This is a genomic window from Pseudomonas sp. NFACC41-3 (assembly GCF_900109505.1).
Taxonomy (GTDB): domain Bacteria; phylum Pseudomonadota; class Gammaproteobacteria; order Pseudomonadales; family Pseudomonadaceae; genus Aquipseudomonas; species Aquipseudomonas chlororaphis.
This window is the reverse complement of sequence record NZ_FOAE01000005.1, coordinates 231,825-248,857: the sequence shown is the minus strand read 5'-3', so window position 1 is coordinate 248,857 and position 17,033 is coordinate 231,825. Positions and strand designations below refer to the sequence as shown.

The window sequence follows — 17,033 nt, the reverse complement described above, 5'->3', positions numbered from 1 at the left end:
GCCGGCCCACACGCGCAAGGATGTGGGGCGGGGCAGTGGATCGGTTTTTTTTAGATGGGGCGGTTTAGCGAGATCGGGTTAGATGCATTGGGTTAGACGCATCGGGTTAAAGAGGCCGGGCGTAGACTTCGCGGCCGGCGAACCAGGTCTGCAGCACCTGGGTTTCGTGCAGGGTCTTTTCGTCGACCTTGAACACGTCGCGGTCCAGCACGATGAAATCGGCCTGTTTGCCGGCGCTCAGCGAGCCGATCTGCCGCTCCAGGCCAATGGCGCGGGCGGCGTTGAGGGTGTAGGCGTAGAACATGGTTTCGCGGTCCAGGCGCTCGTCGGCGTTGAGCACCCCCAGCGGCCCCTTGCGGGTGATGGCCTGGGCGATGGCGTTCCACGGGTTGGGCGAGGACACCGGCCAGTCGCTGGCCCCGGCGAGAGTCGCGCCCTGCTTGAGCAGGGAATGCGCCGGGTATTGGTAACGGAAGGCCAGGGCGCTGACGTAGGGCTTGATCATGTCCAGGGTGTAGTCGTCCGCCGAGGCCCACAGCAGTTGCATCGAGGCGATGACCCCGAGCGGCTTGAAGCGGGCGAACTCTTTCGGGTTGACCATCTGCAGGTGGGTGATGGAGTGGGCGATGCCGCTCTGGCGGTCCTTGCGCGCCTGGGCGATGCCGTTGAGGGATTCGCGCACCGCGCGGTCGCCGATCGCGTGGATGTGCACCCGCCAGCCGCGCTGGTCGATGGCGCTGACCAGTTCGCCGAAATGCTCGGGATCGATCAGCAGTTCGCCCTGTTTATGCGAGTTGCTGTAGGGATCGATCATCGCCGCGCTCTGGGCCGGGTACTCGATCACCCCGTCGGCGAAGATCTTGACGCCGGGCAGGGTCAGGTTGGGGATGCCCTGGAATTGCTGGCGCACCTGCTCCAGGACGTCGAGGTCGGCAGGAAGGCTTTTCGGGTTGGCCACCAGCAGCGCGGCGACATGCGCGCTCATGCCGCCGCTCTCGGCCAGGGCCTTGTAAGCCGGCAGCACACCGACGGTCTGGGCGGTGGGCTTGAGGGCGAACACCGCCTCGCCGGGAGCCGCGTTGGCCGCCGGGTCCATCCAGGCGGTGATGCCCAGGCTGTTGTTGTAGCGCACCGCCGATTGCGCCGCGTTGAGCAGGGCGGCGGCGCTGGGCACCGGCATTTTCGCCGCGACCCGATCCCAGCCGGCGTCCACCAGGAAGCCGTTGGGGCGGCCGTCGGCGAGCTTGCCGATGGTGTCGCGCTCGGCCTGCGGCAGGTTCTTGAGCAGGGCGGCGTCGATGCCGGCGCGCTCGAGCATCGCGTCATTGGCCCAGGCGGTATGGTGATCGCTGCCGGTGAACACCACCGGCACCCTGGCCCATTCGCCGGCGTTGAAGCGCTGGCCCAGGGCTTCGGCCTGGGCCCAGTAGGCCGAGCTCATGCCGGCGATGCCGAGCACATCGCCATGCCTGGCCTTGCCGTCGTCGCGCCAGGCACGCAGCTTTTTCTCCAGCTCGTCGAGGCCGACCACCTCGTCCTGCAGGTTGGCCGAGGTCATTTCCAGGCCGCCGAAGATCGCGTGGGAATGGCTGTCGATCAGCCCGGGCATCAGGGTCTTGCCGCCGAGGTCGATGACCCGGGTGCCGGTTTCGATCAGGGCCTTGATCTGCGCGTCGCTGCCCACCTGCAGCACCTTGCCGTCGGCCACCGCCAGGGCCTGGGCCTTGGGTTGGGCGCGGTCGGCGGTGAACACCTGGCCGTTGAACAGCACCAGATCGGTGGCGGCCATGGCTTCCATTGAGGCAAAACTCACTGCAATCGCCAGCAGATTCGGGATGAATCTTTTCATTGAGTATTTCCTTGTTATTGCGTCTGATGGCCAGCTTATTGGCTTGCCAGAGCCGACAGAACGCCTCGCTGACGAAAAACGTTTTTGCCTGAATGGAAAAAGCATGGACAAGTTGAGTGCACTGAAAATGTTCGTGGTCACCGCGCAGTTGGGCAGTTTCAGCCGCGCCGCCGAGCAGTTGGGCAAGACCCCCTCGGCGCTGACCAAGGCGGTCAATCACCTGGAAGTCGAGCTGGGCGCGCGCTTGTTCGAGCGCAGCACCCGGCGGATCCTGCTGACGGAAGTGGGGCGGCTCTACCTGGACACCGCGCGCCAGGTCCTGCAGCGGCTGGAGGAGGCCGGCGAGGAAATCGAGCAGTTGCAGCATGGCCTGCGCGGCAACCTGAAAATCACCGCGCCGCTGGCCTATGGGCAGGCCTTTCTCGACCAGGTGTGTGGCGGTTTCCTCGAGCAGTACCCGCAGATCGACCTGCAAGTGGACCTGTGCGACGAGTTCGTCAACCTGCTGGAAAGCGGCTACGACCTGGCCCTGCGCGAAGGCCATGACGACCTGCCGGGGTTGATCGCCCGGGTGGTCGGCAGCAATTGCCTGGCCTTGTGCGCCAGCCCGGCCTACCTGGCGCGCAAGGGCGTGGCGGTGACGCCGCAGACCCTCGACGACCACGAATGGCTGCTCTATCGCCATCCCTTGCTCAGCCGCGAGTTCTGGTGGGTCGAGCGGGACGGGCAGCGCTTGAGCTTGCTGCAACCTCGGGCGCCGCGGCTGCGCAGCGACAATTACGACCTGCTGCTGGCCAATGCCCTGGCCGGGCGCGGGCTGCTGCACACCCCGTTGTGGAGCGCCGCGCCTTACCTGGCCGACGGCCGCCTGGTGCGGGTGATGGCCGACTACGCCATCGACCCCGACTGCTTCGGGCCGCACATCCTCGCGGTCTACCCCAGCCATCGGCGGGCCACGGCCAAGGTGCTGGCGTTCATCGATTACATCAGCGCGTTCCTGGCGAGCCGTGGCCTGGGCTGACTGGCGGTTCTTGTCAGGAAAATCCGGGAGGAGTACAAATGTACTCCATGACCACTTTGTCTCCCCGCCGCAGTGCCATCCTGACCTTTATCCGCGAGCGCATCGCCGAACATGGCCAGCCCCCGAGCCTCGCTGAAATCAGCGAGGCCTTCGGCTTCGCCTCGCGCAGCGTGGCGCGCAAGCATGTCGTGGCTTTGACCGAAGCCGGCTTCATCGAGGTCAACCCCAACCAGGCCCGGGGCATCCGCCTGCTCAACCAGCCGCCACGTCCCGAACTGCTCGACATCCCGGTGCTCGGCCGGGTCGCCGCCGGCCTGCCGATCGGCGCCGATGCCGAGGTGCACAGCCGCTTGCTGCTCGACCTGGCGCTGTTTTCCCGCACCCCCGATTACCTGCTGCGGGTCCAGGGCGACTCGATGATCGAGGACGGCATCCTCGACGGCGACCTGGTGGCGGTGCGCCGCGACAGCGAGGTGCGCAACGGCCAGATCGTGGTGGCGCGGCTGGACGGCGAGGTCACCATCAAGCGTTTCGAGCGCCTGGCCGATGGCGTGCGCCTGTTGCCGCGCAACCCGGCCTATGCGCCGATCCTGATCGGCGAGGACCGCGACCTGGCCATCGAAGGGGTGTTCTGTGGCCTGGTGAGGCAAGGCTGATGGGCGCCGTCGTGGCACTGGAGACGCTGTTCAATGCCGGCCGGGTGTGGAAGGGCCGCCCGACGGCGCCCGCCGCCAGCCCGCAGCCCACCGGCCACGCCATGCTGGACGCGGCCTTGCCCGGCGGCGGCTGGCCGGAAGCGGCGCTGACGGAAATCCTCATCGCCGCCCAGGGTGTCGGCGAGCTGCAACTGCTGTGGCCGACCCTGGCCCGGCTCTCGGCCGCCGGCGAACGCATCGTGCTGGTGGCGCCGCCCCATGTGCCGTACCCCCAGGCCTGGCAGAGCGCCGGGGTCGACCTGCGCCAGCTGGCGGTGATCCAGGCCGGCGAACGGGATGCCCTGTGGGCCGCCGAGCAGTGCCTGCGTTCGGGCAGTTGCGGGGCTGTGCTGTGCTGGCCGCAACAGGCCGACGACCGTGCCTTGCGGCGTTTGCAGGTGGCGGCCGAGACCGGCCAGACCCTGGCCTTTGCCTACCGCTCCCTCAAGGACGCCCTCAACCCTTCGCCGGCGGCCCTGCGCCTTGCCGTGGAGGCGCGGCCGGCGCAGTTGCGGGTGCTCAAGTGCCGTGGTGGCCTGGCCCATTCGGCGCCGATCGCCTTCGCCCCGGGGGCCTGAGGTTGCCATGCGCTGGGTCTGTATTCTGTTCCCGCAATTGGCGCTGGACGCGGCGCTGCGCCAGCGCCCCGAACCGGAGGCCGCGCTGGCGCTGCTCAGCGGGACGCCGCAGCGCCGGGTGATCCAGGCGGTGAATGCCGCGGGCCGCGAGCTGGGGTTGCGCCCCGGGCAGTCGTTGACCGCCGCCCAGGCCCTGAGCAAGGACTTCGCCAGCGCCGAGTACGACGCCGAGGAAATCGCCCGTTGGCAGCAGTTTCTCGCGGCCTGGGCCTACCGCTTCAGCTCCCAGGTCAGCGTGTTTTACCCGCGCACCCTGGTGTTCGAGATCGAGTCGAGCCTGAGCCTGTTCGGCCCCTGGCCGCAGCTGGAGGCGCGCCTGCGCCAGGAACTGACGGTGCTGGGTTTTCGCCACCGCATCGTCAGCGCGCCGAATCCGGCGGCGGCCCGGGTGCTGGCCAATGCCTACGACGGGCTGGCGGTGACCGACCTGGAGCAATTGCGCCAGGCCCTGGGGCGCATGCCCGTGGAGCGTCTCGGCCTGCCGTCGGGCACGGCCACAGCCTTGTCGCGCATGGGCCTGCGCACCTTCGTCCAGGTGCGTGGGCTGCCGCGGGACACCCTGGCCCGGCGTTTCGACGCGGGCCTGCTCAAGCACCTGGACACTCTTTTGGGCGAGCGCTCCCTGGCGCTGGCGTTCTATCAGCCGCCGGACCGTTTCGATCTGCGCATCGAATTGAATTTCGACGTGCTGTCCCATCAGGCCCTGCTGTTTCCCCTGCGCCGCCTGGCCTGCGATCTGGCGGCGTTTCTCTGTGGCCGTGACAGCGGGGTGCAGCGCTTCGAGCTGCACCTGGAGCATGTCGAGCGGCCCGACACCCTGGTCAAGGTCGGCCTGCTCAGCGCCGAGCGCGAGCCGGGGATGCTGTTCGAACTGGCGCGCGGGCGCCTGGAGCAGGTCCAGGTGCCGGCGCCGGTACGTGGCGTGCGCCTGGTGGCCGAGGATTTGCCGCGCTTCGTGCCGCAGCACCGCGAACTGTTCGACGAGCGCCCGCAGCAATCCCTGCCCTGGGAGCAGCTGCGCGAGCGCCTGCGCGCCCGCCTGGGGGACGAAGCGGTGCATGGCTTGCGCTTCCACTCGGACCACCGTCCCGAATGCAGCTGGCAGCCGGTCGGCGACAGCCAGGCTTGCCCGCTGTTGCCCGGGCCCCGGCGCCCGGGCTGGCTGCTGCGCGAGCCGCTGGTGCTGCCAGAAGGGGCGGCGCACATCCTCATGGGGCCGGAACGCATCGAGTCCGGCTGGTGGGACGGCGGCGACGTGCGCCGCGATTACTACCTGATCGAAACCCGCGGCGGCCAGCGGGGCTGGGCGTATCGCCCGGTGGGCGAGGCGGTACCCTTGCTGTTGCAGGGCTGGTTCGCATGAAGGGCTACGCCGAACTGCACTGCCTGTCGAACTTCAGTTTCCAGCGCGGTGCCTCCAGTGCCCGCGAGCTGTTCGAGCGGGCGGCGGCCCAGGGCTACCAGGCCCTGGCGATTACCGACGAATGCAGCCTGGCCGGTATCGTCCGGGCCTGGCAGGCCTCCAGGGACAGCAATCTACCGCTGATCGTCGGCAGCGAAATGCGCCTCGACAACGGTCCCAGGCTGGTGCTGCTGGTGGAGAACCTGGAGGGTTACCAGGGCCTGTGCCGGCTGATCACCCGTGGCCGGCGCCGGGCGCAGAAGGGCCAGTACCAGCTGCTGCGAGAGGACTTCGAACAACCCTTGCCGGGGCTGTTGGCCCTGTGGCTGGCGGACGAGCAGCCACAGGAGCAACAGCAGGAAACCGGACGCTGGTTGCAACAGGTGTTCGCCGACCGGCTGTGGCTGGCGGTGGAGCTGCACTGCGGCCAGGACGATCAGCGGCGCCTGGGCGAATGGCTGGCGCTGGCCCGAGGGCTGGGCATTGCCGCCGTGGCCTGCGGCGATGTGCATATGCATGTGCGTGGGCGGCGGGCCTTGCAGGACACCATGACCGCGATCCGCCATCACGTGCGGGTGGCCGAGGCCGGCCAGCGCCTGCACCCCAATGGCGAGCGGCATTTGCGCAGTATCGAGGCGTTGCAGGGGCTGTATCCGCCGGCCCTGCTGGAGGAGTCGCTGAAGATCGCCGAGCGCTGCCATTTCGACCTCGGGCAGTTGCACTACCAATATCCCCGGGAGCTGGTGCCGCAAGGGCAGACGCCCGCCAGCTGGCTGCGTGAGCTGACCGAACGCGGCATCGTCAAGCGCTGGCCCGGGGGCGCCAAGCCCAAGGTGCTCAAGCAGATCGACGATGAGTTGAAGCTGATCACCGAGCTGGGGTACGAGAGCTATTTCCTCACGGTGCACGACATCGTCAACTTTGCCCGCGGCCAGTCGATCCTCTGCCAGGGCCGGGGCTCGGCGGCCAACTCGGTGGTGTGTTTCGCCCTGGGCATCACCGAGATCGACCCGGACCGCTCGACCCTGCTGTTCGAGCGTTTTCTCTCTCGCGAGCGCAACGAGCCACCGGATATCGACGTGGACTTCGAGCACGATCGCCGCGAGGAAGTCCTGCAGTACGTGTTCCAGCGTTACGGCCGCCATCGCGCCGCGCTGACCGCGGTGGTCAGCACCTACCACGGCGCCGGCGCGGTGCGCGATGTGGCCAAGGCCCTGGGCCTGCCGCCGGACCAGGTCAACGCCCTGGCCGATTGCTGCGGCCACTGGAGCGACACGCCGCCGGCCGTCGAGCGCCTGCGGGAGGCCGGCTTCGACCCGGACAGCCCGGTGCTGCGCCGGGTCCTGAGCCTGACCGGGCAACTGATCGGCTTTCCCCGGCACCTGTCCCAGCACCCCGGCGGCTTCGTGATTTCCGAGCAGCCGCTGGACACCCTGGTGCCGGTGGAAAACGCGGCCATGGCCGAGCGCACCATCATCCAGTGGGACAAGGACGACCTGGACGCGGTCGGGCTGCTCAAGGTGGACGTGCTGGCGCTGGGCATGCTCAGCGCGATTCGCCGCTGTTTCGATCTGATCCATGGCTATCGGGACCAGCGGCTAAGCCTGGCCAGCATCCCCGCCGAGGACCCGGCCACCTACGAAATGATCGGCCGCGCCGACACCATCGGCGTGTTCCAGATCGAGTCGCGGGCGCAGATGTCGATGCTGCCCCGGCTCAAGCCGAAGAACTTCTATGACCTGGTGATCGAGGTGGCCATCGTCCGGCCGGGGCCGATCCAGGGCGGCATGGTCCATCCGTACCTGCGCCGGCGTGACAAGAAGGAGAAGGTGACCTATCCCTCGGCGGAGCTCAAAGAGGTGCTGCAGCGAACCCTGGGCGTGCCGCTGTTCCAGGAGCAGGTGATGCAGATCGCCATTGTCGCCGCCGACTACACCCCCGGCGAGGCCGACCAGTTGCGCCGCTCCATGGCCGCCTGGAAACGCCATGGCGGCCTGGAGCCCCATCGCCTGCGCCTGCGCGACGGCATGCGCGCCAATGGCTACAGCGACGAGTTCGCCGCGCAGATCTTCGAGCAGATCAAGGGCTTCGGCAGCTATGGGTTTCCCGAATCCCACGCCGCCAGTTTCGCCTTGCTGACCTATGCCAGCTGCTGGCTCAAATGCCATGAGCCGGCGGCCTTCGCCTGCGCCCTGATCAACAGCTGGCCCATGGGTTTCTACAGCCCCGACCAGATTCTCCAGGACGCGCGCCGGCATCAGTTGGCGATTCGTCCGGTGGACGTGCGCGCCAGCACCTGGGATTGCAGCCTGGAACCGCTGGCCGGCGCGCAGCCGGCGTTGCGCCTGGGGCTGCGGATGATCAAGGGCTTTCGCGAAGACGACGCGCGGCGGATCGAGGTGGCGCGTGGGCATGGCCCGTTTGTCGACATCGCCGACCTCGGGCAACGGGCGCGCCTGGACAGCCGCGCCCAGGAACTGCTGGCCGATGCCGGCGCCCTGCGCGGGCTGGCCGGGCACCGGCATCGGGCGCGCTGGGAAGTGGCGGGGGTGCAGCAACAGCTCGGCCTGTTCGCCGGCCTGCCGCGCCAGGAGGAAGCGCCGGTGGTCTTGCCGCGCCCGACGGTCGGCGAAGACCTGCAGGCCGATTACCTGAGCGTCGGCACCACCCTGGGGCCGCATCCGCTGGCCTTGTTGCGGGGCGAGCTCAAGGCCCGGCGCTGTCGCAGTTCCCGCGAGCTGCTGGAGGTCGAGCACGGGCGCCCGGTGAGCGTCGCCGGGCTGGTCACCGGGCGCCAGCGACCGGGCACCGCCAGCGGCGTGACCTTCGTCACCCTGGAAGACGAGTTCGGCAACGTCAACGTGGTGGTCTGGCGCGACCTGGCCGAACGCCAGCGCAAGGTCCTGGTGGGCGCGCAGTTGCTCAAGGTCGACGGCACCCTGGAAACCGAAGGCGAGGTCCGCCACCTGATCGCCGGCCGCCTGAGCGACCTCAGCGACCTGCTGAGCGGTATCACCGTGCGCAGCCGCGATTTCCGCTGATGTAGCCACTGCCGCAGGCTGCGACAAGGCTGAAGGCCTTCAGCGATCTTGAGACTTTTACGGCCGTTCCGGCCAATCGCAGCCTGCGGCAGCGGCTACGGGACTGAGTTGTCTGACCGGCGTCATGGCGACTGGTCCGACAATCGCGAAAATGCGGTGAAACCATCCGCGTGGCCCGTGCTCCAAACTTGAGTACCTGTCCGTGGCGTTCGGGGCGCGGCCGGGAATGCCGTCATTCAATCGTGTTCACTGGGTCAAGCGATGTCGTTCTTATCCGATCCTCATGGTTGCCAGGGCTGGAGAGGCGAAATGGCCGGGCGCATCCAGGCGTTCGACTGGTCCGTCACCGAGCTGGGCGCGCTGGAGCACTGGTCGTCGAGCCTGTGCAGCGCCGTGCAGTTGCTGCTGGCCTCGCCGGTGCCGCTGGTCATGCTCTGGGGCCGTTCGGGCTACATGATCTACAACGATGCCTACGCCGAATTCGCCGGCGGCCGGCATCCGTACCTGCTCGGCCGCCAGGTGGAGCTGGGCTGGCCGGAAGTGGCGGATTTCAACCGCCATGTGCTGGACACCTGCCTGGCGGGCGGGACCCTGTCGTACTGCAACAAGGAGCTGGTCCTGCTGCGCAACGGCCAGCCGGAACATGTCTGGATGGACCTCTACTACAGTCCGGTGGCCGGCGACGACCAGGCGCCGGCCGGGGTCATGGCGATCGTGGTCGAGACCACCGCCCACGTGCTGTCCGAGCAGCGCCGCCAGGAAGTCGAAAACGCCTACCGCGCGGAAAACGAGCGGGTGCAACTGGCGCTCAATGCCGGGGCGCTGCTGGGTTCCTTTGTCTGGGACATCAAGGCCGACCGCCTGTCGGGCGACGAGCGTTTTGCCCGGACCTTTTCCTACCCGCTGGAGCAGTCGCTGGACGACCTGTCGATGGCGGTCGCCGACGGCCGGGTGCACCCCGAGGATCTGCCGCGGATCAAGGAACAGGCGGCCTACAGCGTGCAAAAGGGCGTGCCCTACAACGCCGAATACCGCATCCGCCGGGAGGACGGCAGTTACCTGTGGGTCATGGGCTGTGGCCGTTGCGAGTTCGACGACGCAGGACAGGCCTTGCGCTTTCCCGGCGTGTTGATCGATATCCACGAACGCAAGATGGCCGAAGAGTCGCTGCTGCAACTGACGCGCAACCTCGAGCAGCGGGTGGCCGAGGAGGTCAACGCGCGGGTCTCGGCTGAGGAGCAGCTGCGCCAGGCGCAGAAGCTCGAAGCCATTGGCGGCATGACCGGTGGCGTGGCCCACGACTTCAACAACCTGCTGCAAGTGATCGCCGGCAACCTGCACTTGCTGGCGCGCCATGAGCCGGACAATACCAATGTGCAGCGCCGGGTCGGCGCGGCCATTACCGCGGTCGAGCGCGGCGCCAAGCTGTCCGCGCAATTGCTCGCGTTCGCCCGGCGCCAGCCGCTGTCGCCCGAGGTCTACAACCCCCGCCGGATTCCCGACAGCCTGAGTGAGTTGCTGCAACGGGCCCTCGGCGAAACCATCGACATCGATGTGCAACTGCCGGCGAAGCCCTGGTGCATCAAGGTCGATCGCAGCCAGTTGGAAAACGCCTTGCTCAACCTGGCGATCAACGCCCGCGACGCCATGAAGGGCGAGGGCACCATCGGCATCCGTGGCGAAAACCTGGTGCTCGACCGCGGTTTCTGCGCCGGCAAGGGCATCAGTCCCGGTGACTACCTGTGCCTGTCGGTGGCCGATACCGGCGATGGCATGCCCCCCGAGGTGCTCAAGCAGGCGTTCGAGCCGTTTTTCACCACCAAGCGCGACGGCCAGGGCACCGGGCTGGGACTGAGCATGGTGTTCGGTTTCGTCAAGCAGAGCGGCGGTCATATCGAGATGCTCAGCACGCCAGGGCAGGGCACCATGGTGCGCATGTATTTCGTGCGCAGCACCGAGCCGGAACCGGGAGAGGCGCCCCGGCGCGGGCAGCGGCCTGGCCATGGCCAGGAAACCATCCTGGTGGTGGAGGACAACGAGGACGTCCGCGCGGCGGCGGTCGAGCTGCTGGAGAGCGCCGGCTACAAGGTGCTGGTGGCGGCCAATGGCGATGCGGCCATGCAACTGCTGCTGAGCGGCGCCCGGGTCGAGCTGATCTTCACCGATGTGGTGATGCCCGGTCTGATCAAAAGCACCGACCTGGCGCTCTGGGCCAAGACCCAGTCGCCGGCGGTGGCGGTGCTGTTCACCTCGGGGCATACCCGCGACATCATTTCCTGCAATCACCAGCTCAGCCCGGACACCCACCTGCTGAGCAAGCCCTACAGCCCGGACGCCCTGACCGCCATGGTCAGGTCGGTGCTGGAGGCGTAAGGCCATAAGCGGGAAAAAGTCCGCCGAACGTTCGACATCCGCGGTTGCTCAAAACCCCGGGCCCATGCACCCTGCATCTCGGTCGGGTGGCTGCCTGTCGCCGGTGCTGGCGCCGTGGGGCTTTCTGACTTGACCTCTGTTCCGACACCTCCGATACAAGGCTGCCCCATGACTTCAGCGCGCAACACGCCTTCGCCACAGGTATTGTCTTCCTTGCCCGCGAACAGCTCGGGTTTTGTCAGGGTGCGCGGCGCCCGCGAACACAACCTGCGCAACGTCGACGTGGATATTCCCCGCGATGCGCTGGTGGTGTTCACCGGGGTCTCCGGCTCCGGCAAATCGTCCCTGGCGTTCTCGACCCTGTATGCCGAGGCCCAGCGCCGCTACTTCGAATCGGTGGCGCCCTACGCCCGGCGCCTGATCGATCAGGTCGGGGTGCCGGATGTCGACGCCATCGAAGGCCTGCCGCCGGCGGTGGCCCTGCAACAGCAGCGCGGCACGCCGAGCACCCGCTCTTCGGTGGGCAGCGTCACCACCTTGTCCAGCCTGATCCGCATGCTCTATTCCCGGGCCGGCAGCTATCCGCCGGGGCAGCCGATGCTCTACGCCGAAGACTTCTCGCCCAACACCCCGCAAGGGGCCTGCCCCAACTGTCACGGCCTGGGCCGGGTCTACGAGGTCAGCGAGGCGTCCATGGTCCCGGACCCTTCGCTGACCATCCGCCAGCGCGCGGTGGCGTCCTGGCCGCTGGCCTGGCAGGGGCAGAACCAGCGCGACATCCTCGTGACCCTGGGCTACGACGTCGATATTCCCTGGCGCGACCTGCCGCAAGAACAGCGCGACTGGATCCTGTTCACCGAAGAAACCCCGACCGTGCCGGTGTACGCCGGGCTGACCCCGGAGCAGACCCGCGAGGCCCTCAAGCGCAAGCAGGAACCGAGCTACATGGGCACCTTCAGCGGGGCCCGGCGCTATGTGCTGCACACCTTCACCCATTCGCAAAGCGCGCTAATGAAAAAGCGCGTGTCGCAGTTCATGCTCGGCAGCCCGTGCCCGCTGTGCGAGGGCAAGCGCCTGAAGCGCGAGGCGCTGTCGGTGACCTTCGCCGGCCTCGACATCGGCGAGCTGTCGCAGATGCCCCTGCTGCAACTGGCCGAGGTGCTCAAGCCGGTGGCCGCCCAGGCTTACCTGGAACAGGCCGAGGAGGTCGGCGAGGTCTGGAGCCACGAACAGACCCAGGCCGCGCGCCAACAACGGATCGCCCAGGGCGCGCCGGGGCATGTTGGAGGGCCGGATGTGCGGCACACGCCGAACCTGTCCCTGGAAAAACGCCTGGCCGCGCAACGCATCGCCCAGGACCTGCTGGAGCGGGTCAGCACCCTGACTGGCCTGGGCCTGGGGTACCTGGCCCTGGAGCGCAGCACGCCGACCCTGTCGTCCGGCGAGTTGCAGCGTCTGCGCCTGGCGACCCAGCTGGGTTCGCAACTGTTCGGGGTGATCTACGTGCTCGACGAGCCTTCGGCCGGCCTGCACCCGGCGGACGCCGAGGCGTTGTTCGAGGCCTTGCAGCAGCTCAAGGCCTCGGGCAATTCGCTGTTTGTGGTCGAGCACGACCTGCAGACCATGCGCCGCGCCGACTGGCTGATCGATGTCGGCCCGGCGGCGGGCGAGCAGGGCGGCCAGGTGCTGTACAGCGGTCCGCCGGCGGGGTTGGCCCAGGTCGCGCAGTCGCAGACCCGCGCCTACCTGTTCGCCGAGCAGGCGCCGGCCCGCCGTACCGCGCGCCAGGCCCAGGGTTGGCTGCGCCTGGAGGGCATCAGCCGCAACAACCTGAAGGACCTGAGCGCGGAATTCCCCTTGGGCTGCTTTACCGCGGTGACCGGAGTTTCAGGTTCCGGCAAGTCGAGCCTGGTCAGCCAGGCCTTGCTGGAACTGGTGGGCGCGCACCTCGGGCGGCCGCAGGGCAACGAAGAGCCGGAGGAGCTGAACCTGGAGGACGACGCCCCGCAGGCCAGCAGCGGCGAAGTCACCGCCGGGCTGGAGCGGATCAAGCGCCTGGTGCAAGTGGACCAGAAACCCATCGGCCGCACCCCGCGCTCGAACCTCGCGACCTACACCGGGCTGTTCGACCACGTGCGCAAGCTGTTCGCCGCCACCCCCGAGGCGCGCGTGCTGGGCTACGACGCCGGGCAGTTCTCCTTCAACGTCGCCAAGGGCCGTTGCCCGGCCTGCGAAGGCGAAGGTTTTGTCAGCGTCGAATTGCTGTTCATGCCCAGCGTCTATGCGCCGTGCCCGACCTGCCACGGCGCGCGTTACAACCCGCAGACCCTGGCTATCAAGTGGCACGGCCTGGACATCGCCCAGGTCCTGCAACTGACGGTGCAGGAGGCGGTCGAGGTGTTCGCCGGACAGGCGAGCATCCGCCGTTCCCTGGAAGTCTTGCGCGATATCGGCCTGGGCTACCTGCGCCTCGGCCAGCCCGCTACCGAGCTGTCCGGTGGCGAAGCGCAGCGGATCAAGCTGGCCACCGAGCTGCAGCGCAACCCCCGCGGCGCCACCCTGTATGTGCTGGACGAGCCGACCACCGGCCTGCATCCGCGGGATGTCGATCGCCTGCTGGAACAACTGGACAACCTGGTGCGGGCCGGCCACAGCGTGGTGGTGGTCGAACACGAAATGCGCGTGGTGGCCCAGGCCGATTGGGTGATCGATATCGGCCCGGGCGCTGGCGACCAGGGCGGTAAAGTGGTGGTCAGCGGGACGCCACAACAGGTGGCCAGGCACCGCAAGAGCCGCACCGCGCCATTCCTGGCCCAGGCCCTGGGGTGAGCCTTCGTTGAGCCGTCGGCCATGGCGGGTTGTTGGGGCTGGCGGTGGGTCGCGGGCAGTGCCGCTGTAGGCGACGAACGGTTACCGCTGGTCTGATTGGCGGTCGACAGACAGCGGTGGTCGAGGTCATTCTGGTAACTGGCAAGCGCGTGTAAATGGGCTTGCTACCGATCAACAAACGGAGGTGTTTCATGCCGGTGCCCCATGACCTGTATCAGGACCTGAGCTACAGCAAAGAAGACATTCAACAGCGTCGGGCCAATGACCCGCACTTGAATGCCTTGTTCGATAAATACTCCAGCATTGATGATCAGGTGCTCAAAGCGGAGGCCGCGGCGGCCGCTGACGAGGAGCTGAAACGACTCAAGGAAAAGCGGCTGCTGATCAAGGATGAAATCTCCGAGAAGCTGACTGCCCGCTTCTGACCCCGACCCTGTCCTGAGCGAGATGTCCCGAGGCTTCGGGCGTCTCGCCAGGTTCTGCGCAATCCAGAGCATTGGCTGCTCTTTCCGCTATTTGCCCGTTTACTCCCCTGTATCGACCCGCACCCTTGGCGAGACGCGCCCGAGTCGGGCGCGCCTGTTTCAGCGCCTGCCTGCCTCAAGGGCACTCGCAGGTGCTCGGGCCGAATACCGGGCCTGCGCAGGGATCTTCGGATGGTCCGAATACCGGGCACGCGGCCAGCGCCGACAGGGATGAAGTGAGCAGCAGGGAAGCCAGGAGGATTTTGATTTTCATGGGGGTATCCACTCTCAATGTGATGGGAATCAATCGGATTCGATTGTTTGTCTTTCCTTGGTGGGCGCCTGTGACGGCGCCGCGCGGGACAGCTTAGATCAGAATCTGGCGAGCATGCCGGTGCCCATGCCGTTATCGCATCAAGGCGCCTTTGACAGCGCGACGCTCAGCGGCAGGCGTGCCATATGCGTGGCCTTGATCGAGCCGAAGTACAGGGCGTCGGCGTATTCGCGCACCGTGGTGATGGGCGCGTAGTTGCCGGCGCTGGCGTCCTGCAGGTTGGCGATGACCTGGCCCTGGGTATCCAGGCCGAGGACGAAGCCGCGTTTTTCCACCGGCTTGGGCAGCAGGGTCATGGCCCGCACGATCATCTTGCGCACCCGCGGGTAGGGCGCGGTGCCGTCCAGCAGGACATTGCGCGGGGCGTAGAGCGCCACCCAGAAACGCCCCTGGCCGTTGAAGCTGAGGTTGTCCGGCAGCCCCGGCAGGTTGTCGATGAACAGGTCGTGGGTGCCGGCCTTGGCGCCGCTGAGCCAGTAGCGGCTGATCCGGTAGGCGCCGGTTTCGTTGACCAGCACATAGGCTTCCTGGGGCCCGAGGGCGACGCCGTTGGCGAACTCCAGGCCGTCCAGCAACTGTTCGGTCTGGCCGGTCTGGAAGTCATAGCGCAGCAGGCGCCCGTCGCCGCCGTGCTCGATGACCGCCTCGCCATCCTGGCCGTAGCCCCAGCGGCTGGTGGCGTCGCTGAAGTAGGCATAACGCCCGGCGGCGTCCACCGCCACATCGTCGGTAAAACCGAAGGGCAGGCCGTTGGCGGAGGTGGTGAGGGTGCTCAGCTGCCCCTTGGCGTCCAGCGCCAGCAGGCCCTTGACCGCGTCGGCGATGATCAGCCGGCCATCCGGATGTCGGGCCAGGCCCAGGGGGCGCCCGCCGGTATTGGCCAGTACCTGCAGGGCGCTGCCGTCCAGGGCGGTGCGAATCACCCGCCCGTCATGCAGGCCGCTGATCAGCGAGCCGTCTTCCAGCAGCAGGGCTTCCGGCCCGTCGATATTCAGCGCGCCCACCGCCTGCAGGCCCTTGAGCTTCTGGTTCTCGGCGTACAGGCCGCTTTTCAGTGAAGGCGCTGGCGACGGGGTCCAGGCCAATGGCTGGACCTTGGTCGGCATCAGCAGCAGAAAGGCGCCGATGGCGATGACCACGACCAACAGCAGATGGCGAAACTTGATCCGACGGGGTGCGACGGGCTTCATCGAGGGCGGCTCCTGGGTGATGGGTTCAGGTCGTGCTCTGCGGCGCGACGTCGGCGCCCCGGGGAATTGCCCGTTGCGCCATTTCGCACAAGGCTAGCAGGGAGTCGGCGGACTCCCGTTCTATCCGCCTTCTGAATAACAGGCGATTGCCCAGGCGCATCAGCAGGCCGGTAAAGCGGTATTCCAGGGTGCGGATAAACCGCGTGCGGTGGGCGTCCAGCGCCTGGCACTCGTAGGTCACCACCAGCTCCAGGCCATGATCGCCCTTGGCCGCAGCGCTCCAGCGCTGCCCGGGCAGGTACTCGTCGACCTGCCAGCTCAGGTGCCCGCTGCGCCCGCCTGCGTGGATGTCTTCCTCGAAGCGCGCGCCGGCGGGCAGGGCCCCGGCCGGACCCTGGACCTTCAATGAAGACGGGTGCCACTCCGGCCAGCGGCTGGAGGCGCAGGCATAGTCGAGCAGGGCCACCGGGTTGCGCGGAATATCGATCTGATGCTGCATGCGGGTCATGGACGAGGACCTTGTCGATAGAGAGGAGGTAGCGGGTTCCGGCTCCCAGTACAGGGTGCCGAACAGGTAATCCATCAGCGGCAGGACGATGTTGAAATTGCGCTCCTGCATCAGCTCGCGACGGTGATGCAGCTCATGCAGGCGGCGCATCTGGCGGATCCATGGCAGCCGTGCCAGCGGGTGTTCGGGCGGCAAGTGTTCGCAGGCATGGAACACCTCGTAGGCCAGGTAACCGATCAGGGTGCAGCTGGCGAACAGCGCCGCGACATTGGCATTCCACAACTGCAGCAGCCACCACAGCGGCAGGGCGAACAGCAGGCTGTGGACCACGATCAGCCAGGCCGGAAACAGGATCACCCGCCAGTCCCGGGGGCCGTCGTAGGTCATGTACCCGGGCACGAAGAAACTGTGGTGATCGCCGCTGTGGCGGGCGTAGAACATCCGCGCGAAGGCCTGTTTATGGTGGCCCAGCCAGCGGTGCACGACGTAGATGCACAGGTTGAAGAACAGCAGCGCCACCGGCACCGCCAGCCACTCCAGGGGCTGTACCTGGTGCAGGGTGCTCCACAGCAGGGCGATGCACGCGATGCCATAGGCCAGCACGAAACCGCCGTGCAGCCACGGGTTGTAGCGCGGATGAACCGCGGCGCGGTAACGCTCGCGAAATGCCAGGGTGGTTTGCCTCAAGG

Annotated in this window: 12 protein-coding genes; 8 read left to right on the top strand and 4 right to left on the bottom strand. The window is 67.5% G+C overall.

Annotated features, from left to right (window positions below; translation table 11 throughout):
- Positions 1-106: 106 nt before the first annotated feature.
- A complete protein-coding gene (locus tag BMY68_RS22685) occupies positions 107-1,849 on the bottom strand; it encodes an amidohydrolase (RefSeq protein WP_085534230.1) in 1,743 nt (580 codons plus the stop codon).
- A 103-nt stretch (positions 1,850-1,952) separates the two neighbouring features.
- Here BMY68_RS22685 and BMY68_RS22680 point away from each other — a divergent pair, with 103 nt between their 5' ends.
- From BMY68_RS22680 to BMY68_RS22645, 8 genes are all read left to right on the top strand, one after another.
- Positions 1,953-2,870, top strand: coding sequence for a LysR family transcriptional regulator (locus tag BMY68_RS22680; protein WP_085534232.1), 918 nt, complete (start codon positions 1,953-1,955; stop codon positions 2,868-2,870).
- A gap of 38 nt (positions 2,871-2,908) precedes the next feature.
- Positions 2,909-3,526, top strand: a complete 618-nt coding sequence (lexA, locus tag BMY68_RS22675; RefSeq protein ID WP_085534234.1) for a transcriptional repressor LexA — start codon at positions 2,909-2,911, stop codon at positions 3,524-3,526.
- Positions 3,526-4,143 (top strand): translesion DNA synthesis-associated protein ImuA, encoded by a 618-nt coding sequence (gene imuA / locus BMY68_RS22670; protein WP_062825606.1) that lies wholly within the window; start codon positions 3,526-3,528, stop codon positions 4,141-4,143. Before lexA ends, imuA begins: the two co-directional genes overlap by 1 nt.
- Positions 4,144-4,150: 7 nt before the next feature.
- Complete coding sequence (locus BMY68_RS22665; RefSeq protein ID WP_085534236.1) at positions 4,151-5,566, top strand: Y-family DNA polymerase; 1,416 nt, start codon at positions 4,151-4,153, stop codon at positions 5,564-5,566.
- Positions 5,563-8,646, top strand: a complete 3,084-nt coding sequence (locus BMY68_RS22660; protein ID WP_085534238.1) for an error-prone DNA polymerase — start codon at positions 5,563-5,565, stop codon at positions 8,644-8,646. The genes BMY68_RS22665 and BMY68_RS22660 overlap by 4 nt, the downstream gene beginning before the upstream one ends.
- A gap of 261 nt (positions 8,647-8,907) precedes the next feature.
- On the top strand, positions 8,908-11,019 hold the full coding sequence (locus BMY68_RS22655) for a hybrid sensor histidine kinase/response regulator (RefSeq protein WP_085534240.1): 2,112 nt from the start codon (positions 8,908-8,910) through the stop codon (positions 11,017-11,019).
- 168 nt (positions 11,020-11,187) lie between these two features.
- Positions 11,188-13,848, top strand: coding sequence for an excinuclease ABC subunit UvrA (locus BMY68_RS22650; RefSeq protein WP_085534242.1), 2,661 nt, complete (start codon positions 11,188-11,190; stop codon positions 13,846-13,848).
- A 191-nt stretch (positions 13,849-14,039) separates the two neighbouring features.
- Complete coding sequence (locus BMY68_RS22645) at positions 14,040-14,273, top strand: DUF465 domain-containing protein (protein WP_009044487.1); 234 nt, start codon at positions 14,040-14,042, stop codon at positions 14,271-14,273.
- 175 nt (positions 14,274-14,448) lie between these two features.
- On the opposite strand, the gene BMY68_RS30195 is transcribed toward BMY68_RS22645, so the two are convergent.
- The 3 genes from BMY68_RS30195 to BMY68_RS22630 all read right to left on the bottom strand — a co-directional run bounded on the left by BMY68_RS30195 (position 14,449) and on the right by BMY68_RS22630 (position 17,031).
- Positions 14,449-14,586, bottom strand: coding sequence for a PA0050 family protein (locus BMY68_RS30195; protein ID WP_007932359.1), 138 nt, complete (start codon positions 14,584-14,586; stop codon positions 14,449-14,451).
- A gap of 140 nt (positions 14,587-14,726) precedes the next feature.
- Entirely contained in the window at positions 14,727-15,836 is a 1,110-nt protein-coding gene (locus BMY68_RS22635; protein WP_085534244.1) for an SMP-30/gluconolactonase/LRE family protein, read from the bottom strand.
- A gap of 25 nt (positions 15,837-15,861) precedes the next feature.
- Positions 15,862-17,031, bottom strand: a complete 1,170-nt coding sequence (locus BMY68_RS22630) for a sterol desaturase family protein (RefSeq protein WP_009044485.1) — start codon at positions 17,029-17,031, stop codon at positions 15,862-15,864.
- Positions 17,032-17,033 lie beyond the last annotated feature (2 nt).

Bases quoted from the DNA above. Each gene is read 5' to 3' on its own strand.
- BMY68_RS22685 (WP_085534230.1), bottom strand. From the start codon at position 1,849: ATGAAAAGATTCATCCCGAATCTGCTGGCGATTGCAGTGAGTTTTGCC.
- BMY68_RS22680 (WP_085534232.1), top strand. From the start codon at position 1,953: ATGGACAAGTTGAGTGCACTGAAAATGTTCGTGGTCACCGCGCAGTTG.
- lexA (WP_085534234.1), top strand. From the start codon at position 2,909: ATGTACTCCATGACCACTTTGTCTCCCCGCCGCAGTGCCATCCTGACC.
- imuA (WP_062825606.1), top strand. From the start codon at position 3,526: ATGGGCGCCGTCGTGGCACTGGAGACGCTGTTCAATGCCGGCCGGGTG.
- BMY68_RS22665 (WP_085534236.1), top strand. From the start codon at position 4,151: ATGCGCTGGGTCTGTATTCTGTTCCCGCAATTGGCGCTGGACGCGGCG.
- BMY68_RS22660 (WP_085534238.1), top strand. From the start codon at position 5,563: ATGAAGGGCTACGCCGAACTGCACTGCCTGTCGAACTTCAGTTTCCAG.
- BMY68_RS22655 (WP_085534240.1), top strand. From the start codon at position 8,908: ATGTCGTTCTTATCCGATCCTCATGGTTGCCAGGGCTGGAGAGGCGAA.
- BMY68_RS22650 (WP_085534242.1), top strand. From the start codon at position 11,188: ATGACTTCAGCGCGCAACACGCCTTCGCCACAGGTATTGTCTTCCTTG.
- BMY68_RS22645 (WP_009044487.1), top strand. From the start codon at position 14,040: ATGCCGGTGCCCCATGACCTGTATCAGGACCTGAGCTACAGCAAAGAA.
- BMY68_RS30195 (WP_007932359.1), bottom strand. From the start codon at position 14,586: ATGAAAATCAAAATCCTCCTGGCTTCCCTGCTGCTCACTTCATCCCTG.
- BMY68_RS22635 (WP_085534244.1), bottom strand. From the start codon at position 15,836: ATGAAGCCCGTCGCACCCCGTCGGATCAAGTTTCGCCATCTGCTGTTG.